The 22,828-nt window shown below is 67.0% G+C and carries 17 protein-coding genes; 7 read left to right on the top strand and 10 right to left on the bottom strand.

The window, feature by feature from the left end; translation table 11 throughout:
- Positions 1-59: 59 nt before the first annotated feature.
- Positions 60-902, top strand: coding sequence for a factor-independent urate hydroxylase (gene pucL / locus CIW48_RS05465; RefSeq protein WP_149309798.1), 843 nt, complete (start codon positions 60-62; stop codon positions 900-902).
- A 456-nt stretch (positions 903-1,358) separates the two neighbouring features.
- The gene (locus CIW48_RS05460; protein WP_149309796.1) at positions 1,359-2,843 is read left to right on the top strand and encodes a PAS domain-containing methyl-accepting chemotaxis protein; all 1,485 of its coding nucleotides are present in this window, start codon (positions 1,359-1,361) and stop codon (positions 2,841-2,843) included.
- A gap of 29 nt (positions 2,844-2,872) precedes the next feature.
- On the opposite strand, the gene CIW48_RS05455 is transcribed toward CIW48_RS05460, so the two are convergent.
- Complete coding sequence (locus tag CIW48_RS05455) at positions 2,873-3,574, bottom strand: sensor histidine kinase (RefSeq protein ID WP_246695131.1); 702 nt, start codon at positions 3,572-3,574, stop codon at positions 2,873-2,875.
- A gap of 464 nt (positions 3,575-4,038) precedes the next feature.
- Here CIW48_RS05455 and CIW48_RS05450 point away from each other — a divergent pair, with 464 nt between their 5' ends.
- The 3 genes from CIW48_RS05450 (at position 4,039) to CIW48_RS05435 (ending at position 8,995) form a co-directional block, all read left to right on the top strand.
- Positions 4,039-5,199, top strand: a complete 1,161-nt coding sequence (locus CIW48_RS05450; RefSeq protein WP_149309792.1) for a glycosyltransferase — start codon at positions 4,039-4,041, stop codon at positions 5,197-5,199.
- 1,092 nt (positions 5,200-6,291) lie between these two features.
- Positions 6,292-8,001, top strand: a complete 1,710-nt coding sequence (locus CIW48_RS05440) for a methyl-accepting chemotaxis protein (protein ID WP_149309788.1) — start codon at positions 6,292-6,294, stop codon at positions 7,999-8,001.
- A 73-nt stretch (positions 8,002-8,074) separates the two neighbouring features.
- Positions 8,075-8,995, top strand: a complete 921-nt coding sequence (locus CIW48_RS05435; protein ID WP_246695130.1) for a substrate-binding domain-containing protein — start codon at positions 8,075-8,077, stop codon at positions 8,993-8,995.
- A gap of 146 nt (positions 8,996-9,141) precedes the next feature.
- On the opposite strand, the gene CIW48_RS05430 is transcribed toward CIW48_RS05435, so the two are convergent.
- Entirely contained in the window at positions 9,142-9,954 is an 813-nt protein-coding gene (locus CIW48_RS05430; protein WP_149309786.1) for a universal stress protein, read from the bottom strand.
- Between the two features lie 191 nt (positions 9,955-10,145).
- Here CIW48_RS05430 and CIW48_RS05425 point away from each other — a divergent pair, with 191 nt between their 5' ends.
- Positions 10,146-11,588 (top strand): cytochrome ubiquinol oxidase subunit I, encoded by a 1,443-nt coding sequence (locus CIW48_RS05425; RefSeq protein ID WP_149309784.1) that lies wholly within the window; start codon positions 10,146-10,148, stop codon positions 11,586-11,588.
- A 5-nt stretch (positions 11,589-11,593) separates the two neighbouring features.
- Positions 11,594-12,607: a cytochrome d ubiquinol oxidase subunit II gene (cydB, locus tag CIW48_RS05420; RefSeq protein WP_149309782.1), complete on the top strand. Its 1,014-nt coding sequence runs from the start codon at positions 11,594-11,596 to the stop codon at positions 12,605-12,607.
- A 121-nt stretch (positions 12,608-12,728) separates the two neighbouring features.
- Here cydB and CIW48_RS05415 read toward each other — a convergent pair whose 3' ends face one another.
- From CIW48_RS05415 to CIW48_RS05380, 8 genes are all read right to left on the bottom strand, one after another.
- On the bottom strand, positions 12,729-13,553 hold the full coding sequence (locus CIW48_RS05415; protein WP_149309779.1) for an alpha/beta hydrolase: 825 nt from the start codon (positions 13,551-13,553) through the stop codon (positions 12,729-12,731).
- Positions 13,554-13,645: 92 nt separating this feature from the next.
- Positions 13,646-14,929: a hypothetical protein gene (locus CIW48_RS05410; protein ID WP_149309777.1), complete on the bottom strand. Its 1,284-nt coding sequence runs from the start codon at positions 14,927-14,929 to the stop codon at positions 13,646-13,648.
- Entirely contained in the window at positions 14,926-16,707 is a 1,782-nt protein-coding gene (locus CIW48_RS05405; protein WP_149309775.1) for an alpha/beta fold hydrolase, read from the bottom strand. Before CIW48_RS05405 ends, CIW48_RS05410 begins: the two co-directional genes overlap by 4 nt.
- The gene (locus tag CIW48_RS05400; protein ID WP_149309772.1) at positions 16,697-19,132 is read right to left on the bottom strand and encodes a glycoside hydrolase family 2 protein; all 2,436 of its coding nucleotides are present in this window, start codon (positions 19,130-19,132) and stop codon (positions 16,697-16,699) included. Before CIW48_RS05400 ends, CIW48_RS05405 begins: the two co-directional genes overlap by 11 nt.
- A 6-nt stretch (positions 19,133-19,138) precedes the next feature.
- Positions 19,139-20,113 (bottom strand): DUF1839 family protein, encoded by a 975-nt coding sequence (locus CIW48_RS05395; protein WP_246695129.1) that lies wholly within the window; start codon positions 20,111-20,113, stop codon positions 19,139-19,141.
- Position 20,114: 1 nt separating this feature from the next.
- Positions 20,115-21,071, bottom strand: coding sequence for an amino acid--[acyl-carrier-protein] ligase (locus CIW48_RS05390; protein ID WP_246695128.1), 957 nt, complete (start codon positions 21,069-21,071; stop codon positions 20,115-20,117).
- Positions 21,071-22,234: an acyl-CoA dehydrogenase family protein gene (locus CIW48_RS05385; protein WP_149309768.1), complete on the bottom strand. Its 1,164-nt coding sequence runs from the start codon at positions 22,232-22,234 to the stop codon at positions 21,071-21,073. Before CIW48_RS05385 ends, CIW48_RS05390 begins: the two co-directional genes overlap by 1 nt.
- A complete protein-coding gene (locus CIW48_RS05380) occupies positions 22,231-22,479 on the bottom strand; it encodes an acyl carrier protein (protein ID WP_173009198.1) in 249 nt (82 codons plus the stop codon). The genes CIW48_RS05385 and CIW48_RS05380 overlap by 4 nt, the downstream gene beginning before the upstream one ends.
- Positions 22,480-22,828: the final 349 nt, after the last annotated feature.

The following is a 22,828-nucleotide window of genomic DNA, read 5'->3' as shown; positions in this document are numbered from 1 at the left end:
GGCCTAGGATTAATTAGATTCGCGTGAGACGGCCGCCAGCGGGCCGGTCGGAGATTCCCATGGCCCTGACGGCATCACGCTACGGCAAGGAACGAGTTCGCGTGCTGCGCTTGGCCCGCGATGGCGACCATCACACGCCGCGTGAGCTGACACTGTCGGTAATGCTGACGGGACGCTTCGATGCGGCCTGGACAGAAGGTGACAACCGCGCCTGCATCGCGACCGACAGCATCAAGAATATCGTCAACGTTACGGCGGCGCGGAATCTGACGCTCGACGCGGAGGCTTTCGTTGCCGCGGTCGCGCAGATCCTGCTCGATACCTATCCTCAGGTCGAGACCGTCGCGATCGAGGCTGAGGAGATTCGCTGGCTGCGCCACGCCATTGCGGATGCGCCGCACAACCATACCTTCACACGCGACGGGAACGGCACGGGCTTCGTGGCGCTAGCCGCCAGTCGGGTCGGCTCGACGCTGAGGTCCGGCTTGCGCGGCTACACCTTCATGAAGACCACGCAATCGGGCTGGTCGGATTTCGTGGCGGACCAGTACCGGACCCTGCCGGACACGACCGATCGCATCGCCGCCACCAGCATGGATGCGACTTGGACGTGGCAGTCGCCACCCTCCGATTACGGTTTGGCCAATGCCCGTATCCTTGCGATGCTGCTGACCGTCTTCGGCTCAACCTATAGCCGCGGCGTCCAGGACAGCATGTACCGCATGGGCGAGGCCGCCTTGGAAGCCGTGCCGGAACTCGCCGCAATCGGCTTCGTCATGCCCAACAAGCATTACCTGCCCATCGATCTCACGGCCTTCGACCTCGACAATCCCGGAGCCGTTTTCCTGCCCACCGACGAACCCTACGGCCGCATCGAGGCGACCATCAGTCGGAGCGGCTGACGCGCCGCCACGAAGGTAAGGCATCATCGATGCCTCCCGCTCTCACGGTCCCGGGGCTGCCTCGCCAGATCGATGGTCTCGACCGCCGGAGGCCGGACGCTCATTGCAGGGCGCTACCGGAGGTCAGCAGCCTTCAGGAGCGCGCTGGCTTGATACAACGCAGGATGGACAGGGCACTCAACCTACGTGGGGTTAGTGCAATCTGAAGATGAGATCTTCGCGTTTATTGGATCACACCATACAATCCGGCATGAACTCCGAAGACCCTGTAACGGTCATCCGTCTTAACGCGGGTGAAACGCTAGGCCTCTATGAACGGCCTCAATCATCCAGGGTATCGACAGATGCCCGACGTCGTTCAAATCAAAGAACAGCGTCTGGACAACAGAAAAGCTTGATCTGATCGGTATGGTGCGCGCTTCGGCCGCATCCCGGTTGCGGTATGCGGAGGGATCGATGTTCGGGGGGCCAAGGGCTCGGAGGGATCAGGCTGCCAAGCTCGCAGCCTTGAGTCGCTCACTCGCCACTATCGAATTCGCGCTGGACGGCACCATTCTCGACGCAAACCCGAACTTCCTGGAATCCATGGGCTATACGCTCGAGGAGATCCGGGGCCGGCACCACAGCCTGTTTGTCGACCCGTGCGAGCGGGAGAGTGAAGGCTACCGGCAATTCTGGGAGAGTCTGAAGCGCGGCACCTTCGCGCGCGCCGAGTACAAGCGCCTCGCAAAGGGCGGTCGAGAGGTATGGATCCAGGCTTCCTACAACCCGGTGCTCGACGCTGGCGGCAGGCCGGTGAAGATCGTCAAGTTCGCGACCGACATAACGACCCAAAAGCTGCGCGCCCTCGATCTTGAGGGGCAGATCCGCGCCCTGCACCGCTCGCAGGCGGTGATTGCCTTTGACCTCGACGGCACCATCGTCACCGCCAATTCCAATTTCCTCGATGCTGTCGGTTATCCGCTGGACGAGATTATCGGGCGGCACCACAGCCTGTTCGTCAGTGAGGCTGAACGCACCAGTGAGGCCTACCGCCTGTTCTGGGCTGCCCTCGCGCGCGGCGAATTCCAATCCGGCGTGTTCAGGCGCACCGGCAAGGGGGATCGCGAGATCTGGATTCAGGCGACCTACAACCCGATCACCGATGCGGACGGAAAGCCGGTCCGGGTGGTCAAGTTCGCGACCGACATCACCGCCCAGGTTCATGAGCGGCAACAGCGCGCCTCCGCGCAGCATGCCATCGCCAGAGATCTGGATGCCATCGGTGACGCCGTCGCGGATGTGACCCGGCAAGCGGACGCCGCGGTCGCGCGTGTGGCCCGCGTCTCGGGCGACATTCAATCCGTCGCGACCGGCGCGGAACAGCTATCCGTCTCGGTGGACGAGATCAGTCATCAGGTCAGCCACGCGGCAGAAATGGCCGGACAGGCCGTCGAGCAGGCGCAGCGCACAGGCCAGATCGTGACGGGCCTCAGCGCTCAGGCCACCCAGATCGGCGAGGTTCTCGGCCTCATCTCCGGGATCGCCGCGCAGACTAACCTGTTGGCCCTCAACGCGACCATCGAGGCAGCCCGCGCCGGTGAGGCCGGACGCGGTTTCGCCGTGGTGGCCACCGAGGTGAAGACCCTTGCCGCCCAGACCGGCCGGGCAACGGATCAGATCCGCCTCCAGATCGCTTCGACCCAGTCGGCAACGCGCGAGGCCGTCGACGCCATCGACGCGATCCAGGGCACGATCCGGACGTTGAACGCCGTGTCATCCACCATCGCGGCTGCGGTGGAGGAGCAATCCGCCGTGATGCGGGAGATGTCCGGCAGCATGCAGACCGCCGCACAGGACGTCTCCGCGATTTCGGGCGGGATGAACACGATTGCGCAGGCAAGCGCCCGAGCGGACCAGGCGACACAGCAGGTTCGGGAAAGCTCGCGCGCCTTTGGCTGACGCGAACCGGTCGGCTCCTATCGCGCGGATCAGCCCGGCTCGCCGGGTTCATCCGCGTGATCTTCTTCGACCATGCGCCCGATCCGCGGGACGAGCGGGAAGCGGATCGTGCAACGCAGGCCGTCAGGCTCGAAGGCGAGCGCGACGGCTGCACTCAGCTCGTAGCCCAGCATTTCGGTGAGAACCTGCATGCCGAAGCCGCGCCGCGCCGGCTCGCTGACGCCTCTGCCACCCAATTCCTTCCAGATGAGCGTCAGGTCGCCGGGCGCCTGAGACCCCCCGCCCGTGACGGCCCAGCTGACATCGACGCCGCCCTTTGAGAGGCCGAAGGCGCCGTGCTCGACCGCATTGCTGCAGAGTTCGTGGACCGCCAGACCCGCCAGCTGTGCGGCCTTCGGCCTGAGGCGCACGGTCGGCCCCTCCAGCGCCGCCTGCTCGCCTTCCCGGACGAGGTGGATCATCAATTCGTCGGAGATCAGCGTGTGCAGGCTGACCTCCCCGAATGTGTCCGCCGCGACCCGCACCCGCGCGATTGCGTCCAGCCGGCCTTCCAGGTGCGTCGCGTAGCCGTCGACGTTCTCGGCTGTCTCGGCCGACAGGCGCAGCACGGCCCGAAGCATCGCCAAGGTGTCACGCAGGCCGTGACGCAGACCGTCCGACGTCCCCGCCTCATCCAGGAGGCGGCGCAGCCGCGCATTGTCCGCTTCAAGCTGCGCGAGACGCGCGGCCATTGCTTCAGCCTCTGCCATGTTCGCTCTCTCAGCGCTGAAAGCCGGGAGGATCCGTTCAGCTTAGATAACGTGCAAAGCCCCCCGCGCAGCCTCACGAGCGCGACAATTTTGCTTAACCGAGCCGCTCAATCCGTTTGACGCTCCCGAAGTGCGTGTCGGCCGGGACAGCGCGGTCAAAGGCGCTGTCAGCGCCGCAAGATTCATAGGCTCTCAGGTCAAGCACACATCTCTCGCCGATACTAAAACTATTTGACTGATAAATTTTTGTTTAAGTCTCGTTGGATAGTCTAACTGCGCAGTTTGTTGTTAATATCCATACAGTTAGCAGAATTATATGAAGATCATGACAGGAACTGAAGAAATCAGCAATCCAGAGATTCCTTTGATCCATGGATTTGATCACGCTATGCGTGCGGTTACGGCGGGGATCGAATCGATTTCCCGTACCGCAAAGGTTATGCGGCATGAAACAGTTTGGTCAAAAGATCTGTCTTTCGATGATAGTCAAAAACGAGGCGCACGTTATTCGTCGTTGTCTCGCCTCTGTACGACCCATCATCGACCATTGGATCATCGTGGATACCGGTTCGACTGACGGCACGCAGGATGTGATCCGGGCTATCATGGCCGATATGCCGGGGAGTCTCGTGGAACGGCCCTGGGTCGATTTCGCCCACAACCGCAACGAGGCCCTGAGGCTCGCGCGCCCGCACGGCACCTACTCGCTGATCATCGATGCCGACGACGAACTGCTGATTCCGGCCGGTTTCCTCCTGCCGAAGCTCAATGCGCCCGGCTACGACTTCACCATCATCGACGGACCAACTACTTATAGTAGACCGCAACTGGTCAACAATAAATTTAATTGGTACTATCGTGGCGTGCTGCACGAATTTCTGGACTGCCACGAAAGATCGTGGCGCGACCCGTTGCCGCTATCGATGCGGCGCGGCGAAGATGGCGCCCGGCATCGCGACGAGACCACGTACAGTCGCGACGCGGCCATCCTCGAGAAAGCTTTGACCAAGGAGAAGGACCCGTTTCTGATCGCGCGGTATACTTTTTATCTAGCTCAGAGCTATCGAGATTTCGGCGAAGCTCGGAAGGCACGCGACCTGTATTTAAAACGCGCCGATCTCGGTTACTGGGACGAGGAGGTCTATATCAGCCTCTTCAGCGCGGCACTTCAAATGGACAAGCTCGGCGAGCCCGAGGAACGGGTGCTGGCCGTCTATGATCGGGCGATTTCGATCTGCCCCAATCGGGTGGAGGTCCGTTACGCAGCCAGCCGCTATTGCAGGCAGGCCAATCAGCACATCGCCGCCCTGAACTATGCCGAGGCGGGCCTGGGTCTGCAGCTGCCGGGCGATGGTCTGTTCCTGCAACCTTGGATGTACCATTACGGCATTCAAGACGAGTATGCGGTCGCCTCCTACAATACAGGACAGTACCGCGCGTGTCTGTCGACCTGCCTCGGCATTCTCGATCGAGCCGATCTGCCGTCCGACGTCCGTTCGCGAATTGTCGCGTTGTCGCGAGAAGCGCTCGTGAAGATGCTGGACCCGGTCTGGGGGTTCAATCAATCGGCCTATCGGTCGGAGTTCATGCCGCTGTGGCAACTCTGACGAGGCTGAGCCGATCGGGAGCCATCGGCCGGCGCCTGCGGGGTGCCCGGCCTCGTCATCGGACCGAGCCGGCTCCGGTAGGATCCCCGGCGCGCCTGAAAACCTGAGCGGTAGGGCGACCTACGCCCCTGCCCAGGGGGCATCCCATACGCCTGACGCCGGGCCCCGCCCCAACCTTTGTCCCGACCCGACTAACCACCGAACGACCCCTCGCCTAACCGTGACCGCAGGTGATTTGCAGGAGATGCATGCGTGGCGGAGCGAAGCTTGCGGAAGGCAGGTCGGCTGAAGCGGCTCTGGCCGGGGCGCGCCTCGGCCCTGCCGCTGGCACTGCGGCCGCCCCGGTCAAACGACCTCCCGGAGCCGCCACCGCTGCGTGGTCTCACAGCATCGGAGTTAATCGCCATGGCGCGACAAGCCCGAGCCGTGTCAGCTGAAGGGGATCCGACAAAACCGACGAACGTTTCCTAAGGTCCGCTGCATTCTGTCGGGAGAATTCTCATGGGGTTGGTGGCCTTCATCGTCTTCGTGTGTCCATGGGTGGGCATCGCCGCCCTGTTGTGGCTGCGGGCGCAGCAGGCCAAGCCGCTCTGACCTCTCGACGGTCACGACGGCTCTCGCCACGTTCATCCGCCGCGGCCTCTCCGCGGAAACCTCTGCCGGAAATCCTGGCGTCGAGTCGAGCGGCCTGCGACGCCGCTCGTGCCTGTAACGTGCCCTCCGATACGGCAGCGGCATGCCAGTTCATGCCATCCGCAATTCGACGGACGAGTCGCGGATTGCCGGCCCTGAAAAGTGCGCGCCGTCTCGCGCACCTCCACGGCTCGCCGGTGCGCTACCCCGGGATCGCGCAACGGCGCGTCGCGCGCAGCCGTCACGGCCGATCGTCTTAAGCTTGATTGGCAGAACCGGCTATCTGTTTAATATCTCACTAGATTTACCTTTGATGATTTTTGTGAACCGAAGCAGGTTTTTATAGATGTAAGAACAAGTACAAGTATATAATATTGATGTGGACTGCCGCTGATGCATTGATTTATTGTCACCGAAGTGATAGGAGGCGACCGGTATCTTTTCTGGAAATTTTGGTGAATGGCGTTTTCTTTCCTTCGTTACAAGATAAAGAAAGATGTGAGACTCGGAACAATTCTTATCGGTTTCTCGGCGGCCATCTTCTGCCTGCCGGTCGGAATTGGGATGGTCTCGGCGCTTCAGCTCGGCGTGATCGACGCTGCGAGGCGGGCCGCGGCCGACGAGATCAAGGCCGTCATTCTTCTCTCCACCATGAAGCAGACGAGTCACGAGCTTCGGGAGCTCGCCATCCTGGCGCAGGCTGCGCCAGCCGGAGAGGCCGGGCGCGAAAGCAACGAGCGGACAATCAACGCACAGGAAGCCTTTTCGGCAGCGTGGAGCGCCTATGTCCCGACCGCGAAGGCGGAGGGCGAGTGGAAGCTGGCGCAGCGCCTTGCCGAGGCGTGGCAGCATTTCATCGCCGTTGAGGCCGAGGCGGCGGCGCTCGGTCGCGCCGGTGAGCGCGACCTCGCAGACCGGGTCCGGGCCGCGGTGCTCCCCGTCGAGGCGGCAGCCTTCACACAGGCGGTCGATGCGGTGCTGACATATCGTCGGGCACGGGCCGCCGAGCAGGCCCAGGGCATCGAAGCAGCCGGCACGACATCCCGGTTGACGCTCATGGCCGCAATGTCCGTCGCGGTTGTGGTCGCGCTAGGCCTGGTCCGACTCCTCCTGCGCGGCGTCGTGCACCCGATCGCCGCGATGGCCCAGGCTCTGCAGGGTCTGGCCGACAACGATTCCACCGTTGCGATCCCGTCCGAAGCGCGGAGTGTCGAACTCGGTGCTATGGCGGCTGCGATGAAGGTCATCCGGGAGAGCATGCGGCACGCCGATGGTCTCGAGGCGGAGGCTGCTCGGCTGCGTGCTGAGGGGGTGCGTCAGCGCCGCAATGCGGTCCATGCGCTGTTGGAACAGTTCGAGGCTAAGGTCGGCGGCATCGTTGGAACCGTTGCATCCGCAGCAGCAACGCTGCGCGGCACGGCCGATGGAATGAGCCGGGCGGTCGGCGAGGCCGCGAGCCAGTCGGCGGCAATGGCCGTCGTCGTCGAGGAGGAGCAATCCCGTGTCCGCCGGATCGCGGCCGCTGCCGGCGAGTTCGGCGCGGCGATCGGTGAGATCGCGCGCCAGGCAGAGATCACCGCGGCCGCGGCGGGCGGCGCAGCGGCGGAGGCGGATCAGACGACCCTCCAGGTACGAGCGCTCGGCAGCGCCGCAGCCCGGATCAGCGACGTGATGCAAATCATCGCCAAGATCGCCGCACAGACCAACCTTCTCGCCCTCAATGCGGCGATCGAGGCAGCGCGGGCCGGTGAGGCGGGTCGCGGTTTCGCGGTCGTGGCCGCCGAGGTGAAGACGCTGGCCGGTCAGACCAAGCAGGCCACCGACGTCATCGGCCGACACGTGACCGAAATTCAGGACTCCGCCGCCGAGGCGGCGTCGGCCATCGCGGGCATTACCGCGCGGGTCGAAGATATGAATCGGGCGGCGACCGCCATCGCCGCCGCCGCCGAACAGCAGGATTCTGCGGCGCGGGCGATAGTGCAGACTATCAGGCAGGCGGCAGACGGTACGGACGAAGTCGGCACCCGCATCGCGGGCGTCGCCGAGGCGGCCGGGGTGGCCGATATCACGGCGACCGATGTCATGGCCGCGGCAGGCAGCCTGTCGCAGGAGGCCGAGCGTCTGGGTGAGGAGATTGCCGGTTTTCTTGAAAGCCTCCGCGCCGCTTGATTCCTGGCGCGACGACGAGGGTGGGTCGACCATCATGAGCCGGATCTCCTGGGGGAGTAGCAGTCGCCAGATCTTGAGCAGGATCGGAAGCGCAGCCCTCGTCCTCGCCCTCACGATCTGCGCGAGGCCCGCCTCTGCGACTACCATCGCCATCCTGACGATCCCGCCGACCGCTCAGACCCGGCTCCTGCATGACGGCCTTGAGGAGCACGCGCGCGCGCGCAACGTCGCGGTTCATGTTGCCTACGCGCGCGAGGGCGCGGGCGACCAGCAGGTCGGGCAGGCCCGACGCTTCATCGCCGAGAAGGTCGACGCGCTTGTCGTGATGCCGTCCGACCCGTCGGCCGGTGCCGTGATCACCCGGCTGGCCCAGGAGGCGGACATCCCGCTGGTCTACATCAACAACTGGCTTGGCGCAGACTGGTCTGCCGGACGGGTCGTCTTCGTGATGCCGAACGACCTCGTCGCGGGGCGTCTACAGATGCGCAAGCTCGCCCAGATGCTGAACGGGGTCGGGCGCGTCGCGCTCATCGGGGGACACGCGTCTCATCCCGGATCGGCGCTCCGCACCAGGGGTGCGAAGGAGGTCATGGCGGAGTTTGCAGGCCTGCGACTGGTCGCGGAAACCTCCGCAAACGGGGACCGGTTGACGGCGAGGTCGGCTGTCATCGGCTGGTTTGCCAGGGGCGTCCGCATTGATGCGATCGCCGCCACCAACGACGAGATGGCGATCGGCGCCGCCGAGGCCATCGCGGCTGTGGGGCTCCCGGCGGGCCGGATCCTTATCGGCGGGGTGGACGCCACCGCCGACGGCATGCAGGCGATGCAGGACAAGCGTCTCGCTGTGACGATCTACCAGGACGCAGCCACCCAGGGCCGCCGGGCGATCGACGATGCTCTGGCGCTGATCCGGCACGAACCGGTGCAGCAATATGATTGGATGCCGTCCGAACTGATCACGGACCGAATCTCGACCACCCATTTCTCCCGCTGAGCTGATTCGAGGGACGGTCAGTCTCCGCGAAGGTGGCAGCCATCCTACAGAAGCTTGGACGCCCAGGACGGGGGCCGCCGAGGAGATGGGGCGGCAGCCTTCCCGTTCCGGTGGCTCAGGGCCACCAGGGCATCGCCGTCAGCCCATCAATGCGCCATCAGGCAGCAGATGGTGCTCGCCGCCAGAATGCTCCGGGTGGCACCTCCGAAGGCCCATTCCTGCAGGCGTGAATGGCCGTAGGCGCCCATGACGATCAGGTCGGCCTGCTGCTCACGGGCGAATCGCAGGATCTCCGCTCCGTCGCTCACCGTCGCGGTCAGAAGGTGCGCGGTCGCTGCGGCCCCGTGAAGAATCAGATGGGCGGCGACCTCCTCGGCACCATCCAGTCGCGCGTCCTCTCCGATTGTGACCAAGAAGACCCGGTCAGCGGATCGAAGGAACGGCAGGGCTCCCGACACCGCCCGCCTTGCCTCCGGTGTGTCCTTCCAGGCGACGACGATGCGGCTGCCGGGTTCTCGAGACGTCTCGGGCGGGACCACCAGGACGGGCCGTCCCGCTTCCATCAAGACCGGCCCGAGTGCCACGCCGAACGGACTGGGGTCGATCTCGGTCTCGGCAGTGCCGCCGACGACGAGAAGGTCGGCCGCGCGGCCCCTTTCTACGAGATGTGCGAAGGGTCGGTCGGTGCCGCCAGACCATGCCGTCCGCGGCGCCGCGCCGGCGCAGCGGGCGAACACCGCCTCCACTCGCTCAAGTTCCTGCAGGATCTTCGCTTTGGTGCGCTCGTACTGGGCCTGCGCGTCGCGGATGTCGTGGGCGAAGGGCGGCGCCGGCACCTCGGCGGCGGCCGCTCCGGTCAGCGTCGCATCGAAGCGGCGCGCCAGGGCGGCCGCGAGCCGCACGCGGTTCGCCGCCGCCTCGGCGAAATCCACGGACACCAGAATGTTGGCGTAGGACATGGCGGTCTCCCTGCGGCTCGTCACCGGGCCGGTACGCGGCAATGTTGCTGCCGGCGTCAATCGCAGCCTTGATCCAGCGCAATCGCGACGGCGCTCGCCATGCGGGGATCGCGGAGATGGGCTTGAGCTGAATCAATGAGCCACAGGCCAAGCTGCAGCAGAGCGGGCGAACCCGTCCTCTGGAGAACGCGATGTCCGCCCTCGAGCTGCCGAGTGCAGTCAATCTTGCGCGTGCCCAATTCGCGCTGACTGTCGTCTGGCACTTCCTGTTCCCGGCTTTCACGATCGGGCTCGCGAGCTATCTCGCCGTGCTCGAAGGCTTCTGGCTGCGCACCGGAAAGGCCGTCTATCTGGACACGTTTCGCTACTGGCTCCGCATCTTTGCGGTCGCCTTCGCGATGGGTGTCGTGTCGGGTCTGGTCATGAGCTATCAGTTCGGCACGAACTGGTCGGTCTTCGCCGACCGGACAGCGCCGGTTCTCGGCCCGCTGCTCGGCTACGAGGTGCTCACCGCCTTCTTCCTGGAAGCCGGCTTTCTCGGCGTCATGCTGTTCGGCCTGGAACGGGTCGGCAAGCGGCTGCACTTCCTGGCGACCTGTCTCGTCGCCATCGGCACCCTGATTTCCGCATTCTGGATCCTGTCGGCCAATTCCTGGATGCAGACGCCCGCCGGCCACGTCGTCGGGCCGGACGGGCGCTTCAACCCGGCCGATTGGTGGGCGATCGTCTTCAATCCATCCTTTCCCTACCGGTTTGCCCACACGGTCACGGGGGCCTACCTCACCACCGCGATGATCGTCGGCGCCGTGGGCGCGTGGCACCTGCTGCACGACCGGAACAATCCGCGGGCCCGGCTGATGTTTTCGATGGCCATGTGGATGGCCGCCGCGGTGGCTCCGGCCCAGCTGGTGATCGGCGACCTGCACGGCGGCAATTCCTACGAACACCAGCCCGCCAAGGTCGCCGCCATGGAGGGGCATTTCGAGACGGAGCGCCGCGCCGCCGCGATCCTGTTCGGCTGGCCCGATGCGGAAGCCGGCTTGGTGCGGGACCGGATCGGCATCCCCGGACTCGCCAGCCTCTATCTGACCCATGACCTCGACGGCGAGGTCCGCGGGCTCAAGGACATGCCGCGTGACACGTGGCCGACCAACCTGCCCCTGGTGTTCTGGTCGTTCCGGATCATGGTCGGATTTGGCCTGCTGATGATCGCCCTCGGCGTCGCCGGCCTGTGGTTGCGCCATAAGGGACGACTCTACGACGCGCCCTGGCTACATCGCTTCGCTGTCGGCATGGGCCCGTCCGGGTTGATCGCCGTCACGGCCGGCGGGACGGTGACGGAGGCGGGCCGTCAGCCCTTCACCGTCTACGGCGCGCTGCGCACCATCGACAGCGTGTCGCCGGTGGCCGCTCCGGCGGTCGCCGCCTCTCTGGCGGCCTTCGCGGCGGTCTACCTCGCGGTGTTCGGCGCAGGCATCTGGTTCCTCCTGCACCTGTTCAATCAGGCGCCGCACGCCCATGAGCCCGGGCCGCCTCCAGGCCAGCCGATCCGCACTGCCGGCATCACGCCCGCCCCTGCCCTCGTCGCCGGCGCGCAGGATGCCGGCCGTTCCCTCGCGCAGCCCGCGGAGTAGCCCCGATGTCCCTCGATCTCACACTCATCTGGGCGCTGCTCATCGCCACCGCTGTCTTCCTCTACGTGGTAATGGACGGCTTCGACCTCGGTGTCGGGATCCTGTTCCCGGCCGTCCCCGGGAAAGCGGAGCGGGACGTCATGGTCAACACCGTCGCGCCCGTCTGGGACGGTAACGAGACCTGGCTGATCCTCGGCGGCGGCGGACTGTTCGCGGTGTTTCCGCTGGCCTACGCTACGATCCTGCCCGCGCTCTACATGCCGCTGATCCTGATGCTCCTGGCCCTGGTCTTCCGCGGCGTCGCCTTCGAGATGCGCTTCCGGGCGGCCTCGCCGCGCAGCCAGCGCACTTGGGACCGGTCCTTTTCGTGGGGAAGCTACGTGGCGGCGTTCTGCCAGGGGATCTGCCTCGGTGCCCTGGTCCAGGGCATCCGGGTCGAGGGCCGCGCCTACGCGGGCGGTTGGTGGGACTGGCTGACGCCGTTCTCCGTGCTGACGGGCGCCGCCCTGGTTGCAGGCTACGGCCTTCTCGGCGCCTGCTGGCTGATCTGGAAGACCGAGGGTGAACTCCAGCTCCGCGCCTACCGGCTCGCGCGTCGCCTCGGTCTCGTCACGCTGGCCTCCATCGTGATCGTCTCGGCCACGATGCCGATCCTCAGCGAGGCGTTCCGGGTCCGCTGGCTGGCCTGGCCGAATCTCGCGCTGGCGGCCCCTGTGCCGGTTCTGGTCGCGCTCCTGGCATGGCGCTTCTTCGTCGCGCTCGATCGACGCGCCGAAGTGACGCCGTTCCTGTACGCGCTGGGGCTGTTCCTGATGTCGTATATCGGGCTCGGGATCAGCCTGTGGCCGATGATCGTGCCGCCAGCGATTTCGATCTGGGACGCTGCCACCCACCCGAGCAGTCAAGCCTTCCTCCTCGCCGGCGCGGTGGTGCTGGTGCCGATGATCCTGATCTACACCGCCTACGTCTACTGGCTGTTCCGCGGTAAGGTCGCGGCGGGAGCGCCGGGCTATCACTGACTTTGCGGCTCGTGGCACGCCGAAGAAAAGAGATCGGCGCGCTGCGCCGGTCCCGTTCTATTGCGGAGAGCAGGATATCGTGCACGTCCGAGACTTGGGCTGGCCCTGCTGCCAATCCGAGTCACCGGCCTGCATGAGCATTGTCGATGAACCGCGCGACATCGTCGGCGACCGAGAATTCGAGGCTGAACGGAAACACCATTGCATGGACAATCTGTCCATGGCCGAGACCTGGATAGATCTTCATTGTTTCGTTCCCGCTGGAGGCCAGCAATTCCTTGTTGAGCGCGAGAGTTCCGGCCGGATTGACGTCGAGATCCGCCGCGCCGGCGGCCAGCAGCATCGCGGGATGCGTTCCCGAGGCATGATGGATCGGCTGCAGGGCCGGATCGCTGCCGACGAAGACCTGGCGGTCCAGCGGGTCGCTCAGCGCGGAACTCGTGTAGGGGCCGGCCAGCCCGACGATGCCGGCGAGCTTTGCCGGGCTTGAACCGGCCTGTTCCAGCCATGTCGGATCGAGTCCAAGCATCGCCGCGGCCCAGGCGCCGGAGGAGTGCCCCACGACGACGACGCGACCGGGATCACCGCCATACTGCGCCGCGTGTGCAATGGTCCAGGCGACGGCAGCGGCGTTGTCGGTCAGGATATCCGGCAGGCTCACCCTCGGGACGTGGCGATATTCGGGGATGACCGCCACGAAGCCCCGCCGGGCGAAGGCGGCCCCGATATAGGCGACCTCCTCCTTCGACCCGGTCCGCCATCCGCCGCCGTAGAGAAACACCACGACCGGACATGGACCCGCTGCGGCCGGCCGATAGACATCCGCCCGGTGCTCGATCCCGTCGGCGTAGGCGATGCCGGTGTCTACGTGGACTTCGAGCGGCGCGAGGGCGTTCAAGACCGCAAGGGTCAGGCCGACGATCGTGTCACCCAGGTAGCTCAGCATGGGATCGGCTTTCGCAACGATGGGCGATGATGGGCGACGGTGGCGCGTTTCGGGCCTTGATCGAGTCGGCGCCCGCTCCGGCAGATGGCGAACTAAGTCAGCTCGACGATTCCGAGGCGGTCCGTCACAGGGATCGGCACCCGCCTTTCGGGAGAAAGCGTCTCGACGCTCACCGACCCGTCGTCGGTGAAGCGATGCAGGCGGATCCGCCGCGGCTGCCGCGACAGCCCGATCTCTACACGCCGCGCCGGGGCATCCGGCCTTGGAGCCCGGCTGCGCCGATCCCAGCCGTCGAGGCCGAGCCAGATCGGGATCAGCGTCGCCCCGTCCTGGCGCGCGAACCGCGCGTGGACGAGGTCGGGTATGGCGCCGGTGAGCGTGACGTCGCGATCGGCCGGGACGGCGGCGATCTCGCCGGCGGGCGTACCGAACAGCCGGATGAGGTTGCGTACCGCCGCGAAGGCGGGCGTCGGGCGGCCATCGTAGGCGAGGAGCCCGAAATGGCTCTCCGGGTCCGTGTCCCCCCGATCAAAGCTGGAGATCAACTCGTATAGGTAGGTTCGCCGCACCCCATGCAGATAGCTCCAGAGCAGCAGCCGCGGCAGGTAGCGGGCGCGCAGACCGGCCGAGATTGGCAGATGGGCGCTGCTGGTGGACAGCGCCGTGTGATAGCCATTCTCGGTGGCGATCACCGGCGCGTCGCCGAAGACCGGATGGGCGGCGGCGGCGAACCGGGCGAGGCTGCCGGCACCATCGGTTTCCGGGTGCTCCGCGCCAGGATAGGCGTGGATGTTGGCGAGGTCGACCACCGTGGCGAGGTTCTGCGCGGCCGCGATGTTGCCCTGAATGTAGCTCGGGCCGGCAACCCGCACGGACCTGGCCCGGCTATCCGCCCGAACCGCGCGGTACAAAGCCGCTTGGTGATCGGCTGAGAGGCGCGGAAGACCCGGACGCGCGGCCACAGGAGGCTCGTTGCCGCCTTCCGCGACGAGGAGCCCGCCGCCGGCCCAGCCGGCGATCTCGGCGAAGCGCTCCGGGGGCACACGCGGCCCCGGCGTGAGCCCATCATAGAAAATCAGGCTGAACCGGTAGCCCCGGTCCGCCAGATCCACGATCCGCTCGAATTGTCCTGCCGGCTCGTCGCCGGTGAGTATGATATCGTCGCGCAGGTGGCGAATGCCGAGATCGTCGAGGGCTTCAGCACAGGCCGCGAAGCGCTCGACATAGGGGCTGCCGCGATGGCCGAGATGCACGTTGACGCCGATCGAGTCGATCAGGTCCTCGCAGCGATGCAGCGGCTCGGCCGCGGCGGCACGACCCGCCGCGAGGGCGCCCGCCGTCAGGACGAGGGCCGATCGGCGCGTGAGCCGGGTCACGTCCGACCCGCCAGGGTCAGAACGCCGCCGGGCGTGGCGGACACCGTCGTGCCAGAGCGCGTCGACTTGGACCGTTTCACGGCCCGCATGAGTTCGTGCAGCGCCTCGGCGACCCGGGCCTGGGCGGCGCCGGACCCGAAATTGTGGTCCACACCGGGCACCACGGTCACCGGCGCGCCGAGGCGCCGGTCGGCTCTCCCGGGCGAGGACCCCAGCTGACGGCGCAGAGCCGAGAGACCGGGATCGCCCGCGCTGTAGAGCAGGCGGATCTCGGCGCCGCGGCGGCGGAGGGCAGCGATCCGCCGGGCTGGCGAGCCACCCGGCGGGCCGTGGCGCACGGCCCGCCGCATCCGACGGAACGCGGTCTCGATCCCACGCTGGGCCAGGACCGCGGCGATCGCGCCGATCCGGATCTCGCCGTGGATCAGTCGGCGCCACGTCGCGCCCCGCTTGAGCAGGGCCGCGTAGGTGGATGCACTCCCGAAGGTTTGCCGGATCACTTGGTCGAGGTTTTGATCCGGATCCCAGTCGAAGCAGTAGAGGTTGAGCAGGAGCGCCCCGTCGACCCGGCTGTCTCGGCAGAGGGCGTGGAAGGCCGCATAGGCGCCGCTGCAGCCGCCGACGAGCAGGATCGGACCGCCCGTGTCGGCGATCTGATCGATGGCCGAGAGCACATCGGCGAACCCGTCCGCCGCGAAGAGCGGCTTGCTCCGGTCCGGCCGGTCGACGCTGTCGCCGATGCCACGCTGATCGAACCGGAACGAACCGATCCCGTCCGCGGCGAGACGCCGGGCAAGATCGGTGGTCTGGCGCCCCCAGCCGGAATGCACGCTCATCCCGGTGGACACGAACAGGATCGTGGGCGCCGTCGCGTCAGCTCGGTGGGGCCGGCACCGGATGCCGAACAGGCCCCGGGCGAACCGGACCGGCTCCTCCTCCCAACCCAAGCCCGTGAGGCGGGCAGAACCTATGGCGCCGAGGGGTGACCCACCGCTCAGCGGCCGGCCGCCCGGGACACCCTGGGTCGCGAAGCCGGTGACGCGGGCGAAATCCGCTGCCGGGACCTCGGAGAAGATCGGATCGCTGACGAGTGCGGCAAGACCCGGGAGCGGCCCCGTCGTAACTTCGCAGCCGAGGGCTTCGAGGCGCGCCGATAAAATCCGGGTCTCCTGTGCGAGGAGCAGCACGCGACCGGCTGGCGCCCGCTCGAGACGCACCAGATTCACGTCGGCGAGGTCTGCGAGGAAGGCCGACTCCATCCGGAAACCGCCCACGCTGAGGCTGTCCGGTTCCTGCGGCGGGGACGACCCGTCCGGCAGCCGTCCGATGGTTTGCGCCCGCAGCCGCATCTCGCGCAGGTAAGCGCGCCCGGTCGAGACGGGCGCCAGCAGCACCAGGCCTTCCACGGCCTCGTTCTGCGCGGCCAGGGTCGCGAAGGTCGCGCCGAGGCGTAGGCCGACGAGAAGGATCTCCGTCACGCCGGCTGTCGCACGAAGGAAACGGATGGCCTGCCGGATCGCCGCGACGCAAGCCGCCACCCGCTTTTCTCCGGAATCGGCTGAATTGCCCTCCCCCGGATAGTCGAAGCGCAGCGTCGGGCAGCCGGCTCCGGCGAGACCCTCGGCCAACGCGCGCCAGGGCCGATGCGCGGCCATCTGCTCGAAACCGCAAGCCCCGCAGAGGACAACACCGCGCTCTCCGGCAGCCGGATGCAACCACCCGAACAGGCCCTCGAACGTCACCGGCACTGCCGCGTCTGAACCGACTTCAACCGTCATGACCGAATTCCACGATCTCGCTGCTGTTGATCGCCCGCACGCTCCCGCGCGGAGGCTGAGCGGGACCGGCAAACGCGATGATCCGACTGGTTCCCGGCGCGAGATGGAAGCCGCTATCGGCCGGTCGGGCCCCCACGGCCTGGACCTGGACACTGCAGGCGAAGCGCTCGGTGCTGATCCGCAGACCCGGGCCGTCCTCGGTCGCGACCGGCTCGGCCCGGAGCCCGATGACCTCGCGGTCCAGCGGCCGCAGGCCGGGGAAATAAAAGCTTTCGGCGATCACGCGCCCGTCCGCGTCGCTCAGCTGCGCATGGGCGAGGTCGTGAACGCGCGGGCCGAACCGGTAGGTGTCGGTGGTGTCGAAGAAACGGCCGAGCAGCGCGCCGGAGGAGAGCGTGATGGCGGCCCGCGGGCCGGCGACAAGGTCGCGCTCGGCCCGCGCCGCGACCCGGCCCCCGCAATCGGACAGGGCCAGCGTCAAGGTCAGCGTCTGCGCCGCCGCCGTGTCGTTGAGGACGTGGACATGCAGGCCGTCCAGGCCCTCGTCTGTGAGGAGAACTTGGACAGGGCGGAAGGCCCGCTTCAGCGCGTACCACGCCGATTTCGGGCGCATCGTCCAGTCGATGACGCCCCAGCCCGCTCCGGGTCCGAGATCACGAAGGAACAGGACGAGGCCACCGGCCGTCGGCGAGCGCGGACGGCGCCACTCCGCGAACGTCGCCTCCATGACCTCGCCCACCGCGGCGCGGCCGAGTTCGAGGTAGCGGTCCGGATCGTCGGCACGCAGCACAGCCGGATCGACGCCGTACAACTGGCCGACATAATGATCGCGCACTGTCTCGAAGTCCCAATCGGCGCCACGATCCCGGGGGATGCCGGCCGGCCACAGCGGATCGGCCGGCCCAGTCGGACCCGGCGTGCCGGGATCGGGCGGATTGGCGAAGGCGAGGCACTCGCTGGCAAAGCCGACCTCGGCCCGGCGGGCGTCCTCCAGGGGCCGTCGGTAGGCCCCGACACCGAAATAATGGGTGCAGCCGCCGCGCGGCGAAAACGGCAGGTCCCCGCCCGACGGCGAGTTCGGCACGACGATAAGATCGGGGCGCATCGCCGCCACGCGCGCCGGCAGGATCGTCGCGCAGAAGGCGTCGGCCCAGACGGCACGGGGCGCGCCGAGCATCGCCGCCTGCTGCCAGACCTCGCTACCGCCGCAGAGCACGCAGAGCGACGGCGCAGTCTGCGTCCGATCGAGGAACCCCGTCAGCTCGCGGTCGAGGCCGGCCGCGAAGGCCGGATCGTCGTGCGGGTAATCGAAGTTGGCGAGCATCAGATCCTGCCAGACCAGGATGCCCAGTTCGTCGCAGAGATCGTAGAAGTCCGAGGCCGGATAGAGCGTCGTACCGGGGACGCGCAGCATGTTCATGCCGGCCTCACGGACGAGGCTGAGCAGCCCGCGGGTTCCCTCCGACCCCAGTCCGACGAGATCGGGCGGCGTCCAGTTGGCGCCCCGGCAGAACACCGGCACGCCGTTCACGGCCAGCGACAGGCCGTCTTCGAAGGGCCGGGTGAGCGACAGGGCGCGGAAGCCGACGCGGCCCAGATCGACGCGCGTGCCGTCGATGCGCAGCTCGGCCGGGTGAAGGTTCGGAATCCCGTGGGTATGCGGCCACCAGGGCGCGATTCCGGGCAGCACCAGTTCGCCCGCGAACAGGCCTGGCTCGACCTCGGCGAGCGACGCTTCGCGGTCGCCGCACCGGAGGATGGCGGAGTCCGTCTTCCCGTCTATCCGCAGGCGCACGGTCAGGCGGCCGATATCGCCGTCGAGGACCGCGCGCATACCGGCGACCTCCAGGCGGGGGCGGATCGGCTCGATCGTCAGCGGGCGGAACGGACCGACGAGGTCGATCTCGGGGCACCAGCCCGGCATGAAGCCGAGGACGCTCGTGCGCAGGTGGCGCAGCGAGCCTGGCGTGATCATCCGCGGGCGCCAACGCCCCCGCTTGGCCGGATGATCGAGTTCCCCTTTGAGCCCGCGGAAACAGAGCGCCAGGTCGGATGCGGCTCCGAGTTCGACTTCAACGGCGTGCACCTCGAACATCGAGCAGGCGCAGAGGATCGGCACGCCGTCGAGCCAGATTTCCGCAAGGGTGGCGAGCCCTTCGAATCGAAGCCGGACCGGGCCCGGGCCGGCGATGCGACTCCGGTACCAGACGTCGCGATCGTGAATCGGCTCCGGCGCAGCCTCGCTCCAGCGCCCGGCCGCCCGCAGGGCGGCGGCGGCGGTGCCCGGAACGGTCGCTGAGATCCAATCGGTCACCCCGTCGAGGTCGCCGGGACCCGAGCAGGCGCCCGGCGGTGTCACGGCCAGTTGCCAGGGACCGCACCGGACCTCCGGCACGCGGTCGTCGACGATGCGGATGCGGGCCATCGCCTCTCAGCGGTCCAGCGCGCGGTCGAGTCCCGCGAAGACGCGGTCGTAGGTCGCAGCGAGGCGGTCGAGGCGTGGTGCCAGACCTTCCGCGGAGCGGCGGTGAAAGGCGCGGGCGAGCTGGAACTGGAAGGCCTTGGCCTCGCGACTCAGGTCCGCGGCCGCCGCCGCGGCGGCGGCGAACCCGCCGGCATCCCGGGCCTCGAGCCAGGTGAGATGACTGGCGAGCATCTCAAAATTGGCGCCGAGCTGGCGCGTCGTGTTGAAGGCGTAGGCGTGAAACACGCTGAGGGGCCGCACGACCAGATCACCGGCGGCCGCTGCCAGGGCGTCGCGGAAGGCCAGGACGGGATTGCGGCGCGGCGCCCGGGCGCGATGCCGGGCAAGCAGATCGCGGGCCGCGGCCGGCAGCTCCGCGGAGTTGAGGGGCGCGGCGATCGCCTTCACGAACTCGGCGTAGGGCGGCAATGTCACGGCCCCGAAAATGCCGGCATAATCCGCTCCCGAAAGCCGGAAGCGCCCGGCATTGTGAATGTAATCGAGTTGTTGCGTCGACGGGTCGAGGGCCAGGATGCCGATCGTGGTCTTGGCGTGCTCCCGCCCGTAGGTGGTCCCCTGCGTATCAGGCAGATGGATCGCATCGACCTCGACCAGCACCGGCCGGCCAGCCTCCGCCTGCAGCACGGCGTGTGCCTCAAGGCCCCCATAGACCGCCAGTTCCAGTACCTCGAGCCCGTAAAGCCGCTCGAGATCGCCGGGCGGCGGCTTGAAGAAGGTGAACTGGTCGCCCTCGAAATCCTGCCGGAGGGTGAAGCCCAGCATCGCCTCCGGCGCGAGGCCCCGCCCGTGAAGGAGTTCGATCCAGAGGTCGACGTAGCAATTCGTCTCCGGCCAGTCCCGGCTGGACTCGTGGAGCGGATGCGGGACGTAGGGTTCCGGCGCTCCGAGACCCTCCGGCCGGCGCAGGGTGGCGGTCACCATTTCAGCCCCACAGCTCGGCGCGCACGGCGTCAGGCCAGGTGGCGAGATCGAGCCCATGGTGACGCAGGAGCGCGAGGGTGATGCGCTCAAGGCCGAAGCCCACGCAGGCCGTGTGGGCGACTTCGCCATCCGCCTGACGCAGCGCCCAGGTGCTGCCGAAATGGTCCTGGTGATAATTGAAGCTGAGACAGGCCGTCGGCTCGTCGACGCTGTTGACCGGAACGTTCAGCTCGAACTTCAGGCCCTGCGCCCGCTGGTTGTTGGCCAACATCCGGCCGGCGCGTCCAAAGAACGGATCGTTGGCCGCGTCGATGGCGAGCGGGAGCCCGAGGCCGCGCATCATGGCCGTGCCGCGTTCGAGCCAGGATTCGCGGAACGCGAGAACCTGCTCGGGACTGCCCATGCGCACGTATTCGCGCATCCGGAAAAGCTGCATCCGGGTCGGCTCGAGCGACGGCTCGCGGCGGAAGCAGTAGGATTGCAGGTCGAACAGCAGGCCTTCGGCGGGCAGCGCCCCTCGAGCTGCGGCGACCGGGTAGACAGGGTAGCAGGCCGCGGGTGTCAGGACGATGTCGGTCGCCTCCTGCTGGGCCGTCCAGTCAGTCCCGGTCTCGAGGCAGGCGAGGATTTCGGCATGGCCGCGCGCATCGCCACAGAAGCTGTGGACGGTTCCGGCGAGGTTCGGAAAGCCCTTCAGGTAACCGCTGCGCTCGAAGGCCGGCCGGCTCATGGCGGGCGGGAAGCGCAGCACCTCGGCCCCCTCGGCGGCGCCGAGGCGCGTGATTATACGGTCGAGAGCGTCGACGACGCTCTCGAAGCCGCCGCTGCGACCGTAGAGGCCGTCGACGCCGGTCCGTACCAGCAGCCCGTAGTCGAACAGGCGGTCGAGGAAGGTCGGGGCACCGGCCGGCTCGTCGTCGAGCAGGGCGTCGCCAGGGAGAGAGGAGAGCGATTCCATCACGCACTCATGAGCTGGCCGCTGCCCTTCTGCACGAGCAGGAGCTTGGCGGTGTTGGCGAGGATGCGATCGTTGCCGATCATCAGCGGTGCGGAGAGGACGTCGCGCAGCGGCCGTCCCAGGCTGAAGGGCGTGTCGTTCCGGTACCCGGCAAGGCCGACGATCGCGAGGGCGCCCCGCACGATATCGACCGCCATGTCCGAAACGGTGACCTTCAGGTTGTTGAGCATCACGCAGAAGCCGACGGAGCCGATCGTGTCGGCGTCCCCGTGCGCATCCTCGAAGCGGCGCAGAGCCGATACGATGGTGCCGCGCATGGCTTGGTGCGCGTTGGAGAGCTCGGCCAGCCGCAGGGCCGTGGGCGGGACCTGTCCGGGCCGGCGCCGCGCGTCGGCTTGCACGAACGCGCGGGCGCGGTCCAGCGCGTAGGTCGCGATCCCGTACCAGACGCTGCTCCACAGCAGGTGCGAGGAGGCCAACATCGACTGGGCGGCGATCTCCGCAAAGGGCTTCGGCAGAATCTGCTCGAGCGGGACGTTGCGAGCCTCTAGACGGAAGCCGTCGCTGCAGGTTCCCCGCATGCCGAGGGTATCCCAGTCGCCCGTGCGGACGAGGGAAATCTGATCGGCCATCAACGCAACGAGGACCTGATCGGAGGTCGCGGAATCCGGATGCCGGCGGGCGGTGGCGAGAATCAGATCAGCCTGGGCGCCGTAGGAAATGACCGACGCATCCTTGCCCAGGGCGAAAAAATCCCCGGTCGTCTCCACGGCGCAGAGGCTGTTGCGCAGGTCGCCGCCGATGCCGGCCTCGGTGGTCGAGGATGCGACCAGAAGCTGCTCGCGTGCGATCCGCTCCATGAGGTGGCCGTGCCACCGGCTGTCGAGGCCGTGGGTCACGAGGCTTGACACCTTGATGTGGTGCATCGCGAACACCATCGCGGCCGCGCTGCAGGCCTGCCCGAGGGTGCTGCACAGCTCGGCGATCTGTGTGAGGCCGGCGCCCTCGCCGCCGAACTGCCCCGGGATCTGAAGGCCGAGGAGACGCTCGGCCTTCATCGCGGCCACCGCCTCTTCGGGGAAGCGGCCTTCGCGATCGACGGTGTCGGCGTGGCGCGCCGCCACCGCGGCCGCCCGCTCTGCGCGTGCGGCAATCGTGCTCATGCGGCTTCCTGCTGGATCAGGGTGGAGACGGCCTCACGGATCGCGCGGATCGTCGAAAAAGACTTGCGATTCAGGAGCTCGTCGGGAAACTCGATGTTGAAGCGCTCCTCGAGCGCTAGCATCAACTGCACCGAACCGAACGAATCCAGCCCGAGATCGAACAGGCTGTCATCCTCGGAGAGCCGATCGGCCTTTCCGGCGAAGGCCTCGTTCGAGCCGAGAATCTCTCGGATATCTTGAGCGATGTTCAAGGCGGAACTCCTGATACCAGTGATCGTGACGCTATTGAACGAATCGGCGCGCCGTCAAATTATCCATCGATTAATAGTAAATGGCGGTTTGCTGGCCGCGTCGAAAAGTGACCCGTCGCGCAAACAGAAGTCGCGCAGAGCCAAGTCGCTATAGTCTCCGCCGCGACCTTTACGATCACTTTCCAGCCTCGATTTCGTGATCGTACTTTTCAGGGAACTTGCGGGTGAGGTAACCCACTCGTGTAACCTCGGCGGGTAATGTGGTTTCCGGAGGCCGCGCCATTTAGGACGATTCCGAACTTATCGTGACGTTGTGGGGTCACCTCGGTCATAAGGGCGGGGC

It is taken from the genome of Methylobacterium sp. P1-11 (genome assembly GCF_008329595.1).
Classification (GTDB): Bacteria; Pseudomonadota; Alphaproteobacteria; order Rhizobiales; family Beijerinckiaceae; genus Methylobacterium.
The sequence above is the reverse complement of the archived record's forward strand: the minus strand, read 5'-3'. Positions and strand labels throughout refer to the sequence as shown.

Bases quoted from the DNA above. Each gene is read 5' to 3' on its own strand.
- pucL (WP_149309798.1), top strand. From the start codon at position 60: ATGGCCCTGACGGCATCACGCTACGGCAAGGAACGAGTTCGCGTGCTG.
- CIW48_RS05460 (WP_149309796.1), top strand. From the start codon at position 1,359: ATGTTCGGGGGGCCAAGGGCTCGGAGGGATCAGGCTGCCAAGCTCGCA.
- CIW48_RS05455 (WP_246695131.1), bottom strand. From the start codon at position 3,574: ATGGCCGCGCGTCTCGCGCAGCTTGAAGCGGACAATGCGCGGCTGCGC.
- CIW48_RS05450 (WP_149309792.1), top strand. From the start codon at position 4,039: ATGAAACAGTTTGGTCAAAAGATCTGTCTTTCGATGATAGTCAAAAAC.
- CIW48_RS05440 (WP_149309788.1), top strand. From the start codon at position 6,292: ATGGCGTTTTCTTTCCTTCGTTACAAGATAAAGAAAGATGTGAGACTC.
- CIW48_RS05430 (WP_149309786.1), bottom strand. From the start codon at position 9,954: ATGTCCTACGCCAACATTCTGGTGTCCGTGGATTTCGCCGAGGCGGCG.
- CIW48_RS05425 (WP_149309784.1), top strand. From the start codon at position 10,146: ATGTCCGCCCTCGAGCTGCCGAGTGCAGTCAATCTTGCGCGTGCCCAA.
- cydB (WP_149309782.1), top strand. From the start codon at position 11,594: ATGTCCCTCGATCTCACACTCATCTGGGCGCTGCTCATCGCCACCGCT.
- CIW48_RS05415 (WP_149309779.1), bottom strand. From the start codon at position 13,553: ATGCTGAGCTACCTGGGTGACACGATCGTCGGCCTGACCCTTGCGGTC.
- CIW48_RS05405 (WP_149309775.1), bottom strand. From the start codon at position 16,707: ATGACGGTTGAAGTCGGTTCAGACGCGGCAGTGCCGGTGACGTTCGAG.
- CIW48_RS05400 (WP_149309772.1), bottom strand. From the start codon at position 19,132: ATGGCCCGCATCCGCATCGTCGACGACCGCGTGCCGGAGGTCCGGTGC.
- CIW48_RS05395 (WP_246695129.1), bottom strand. From the start codon at position 20,113: ATGGTGACCGCCACCCTGCGCCGGCCGGAGGGTCTCGGAGCGCCGGAA.
- CIW48_RS05390 (WP_246695128.1), bottom strand. From the start codon at position 21,071: ATGGAATCGCTCTCCTCTCTCCCTGGCGACGCCCTGCTCGACGACGAG.
- CIW48_RS05385 (WP_149309768.1), bottom strand. From the start codon at position 22,234: ATGAGCACGATTGCCGCACGCGCAGAGCGGGCGGCCGCGGTGGCGGCG.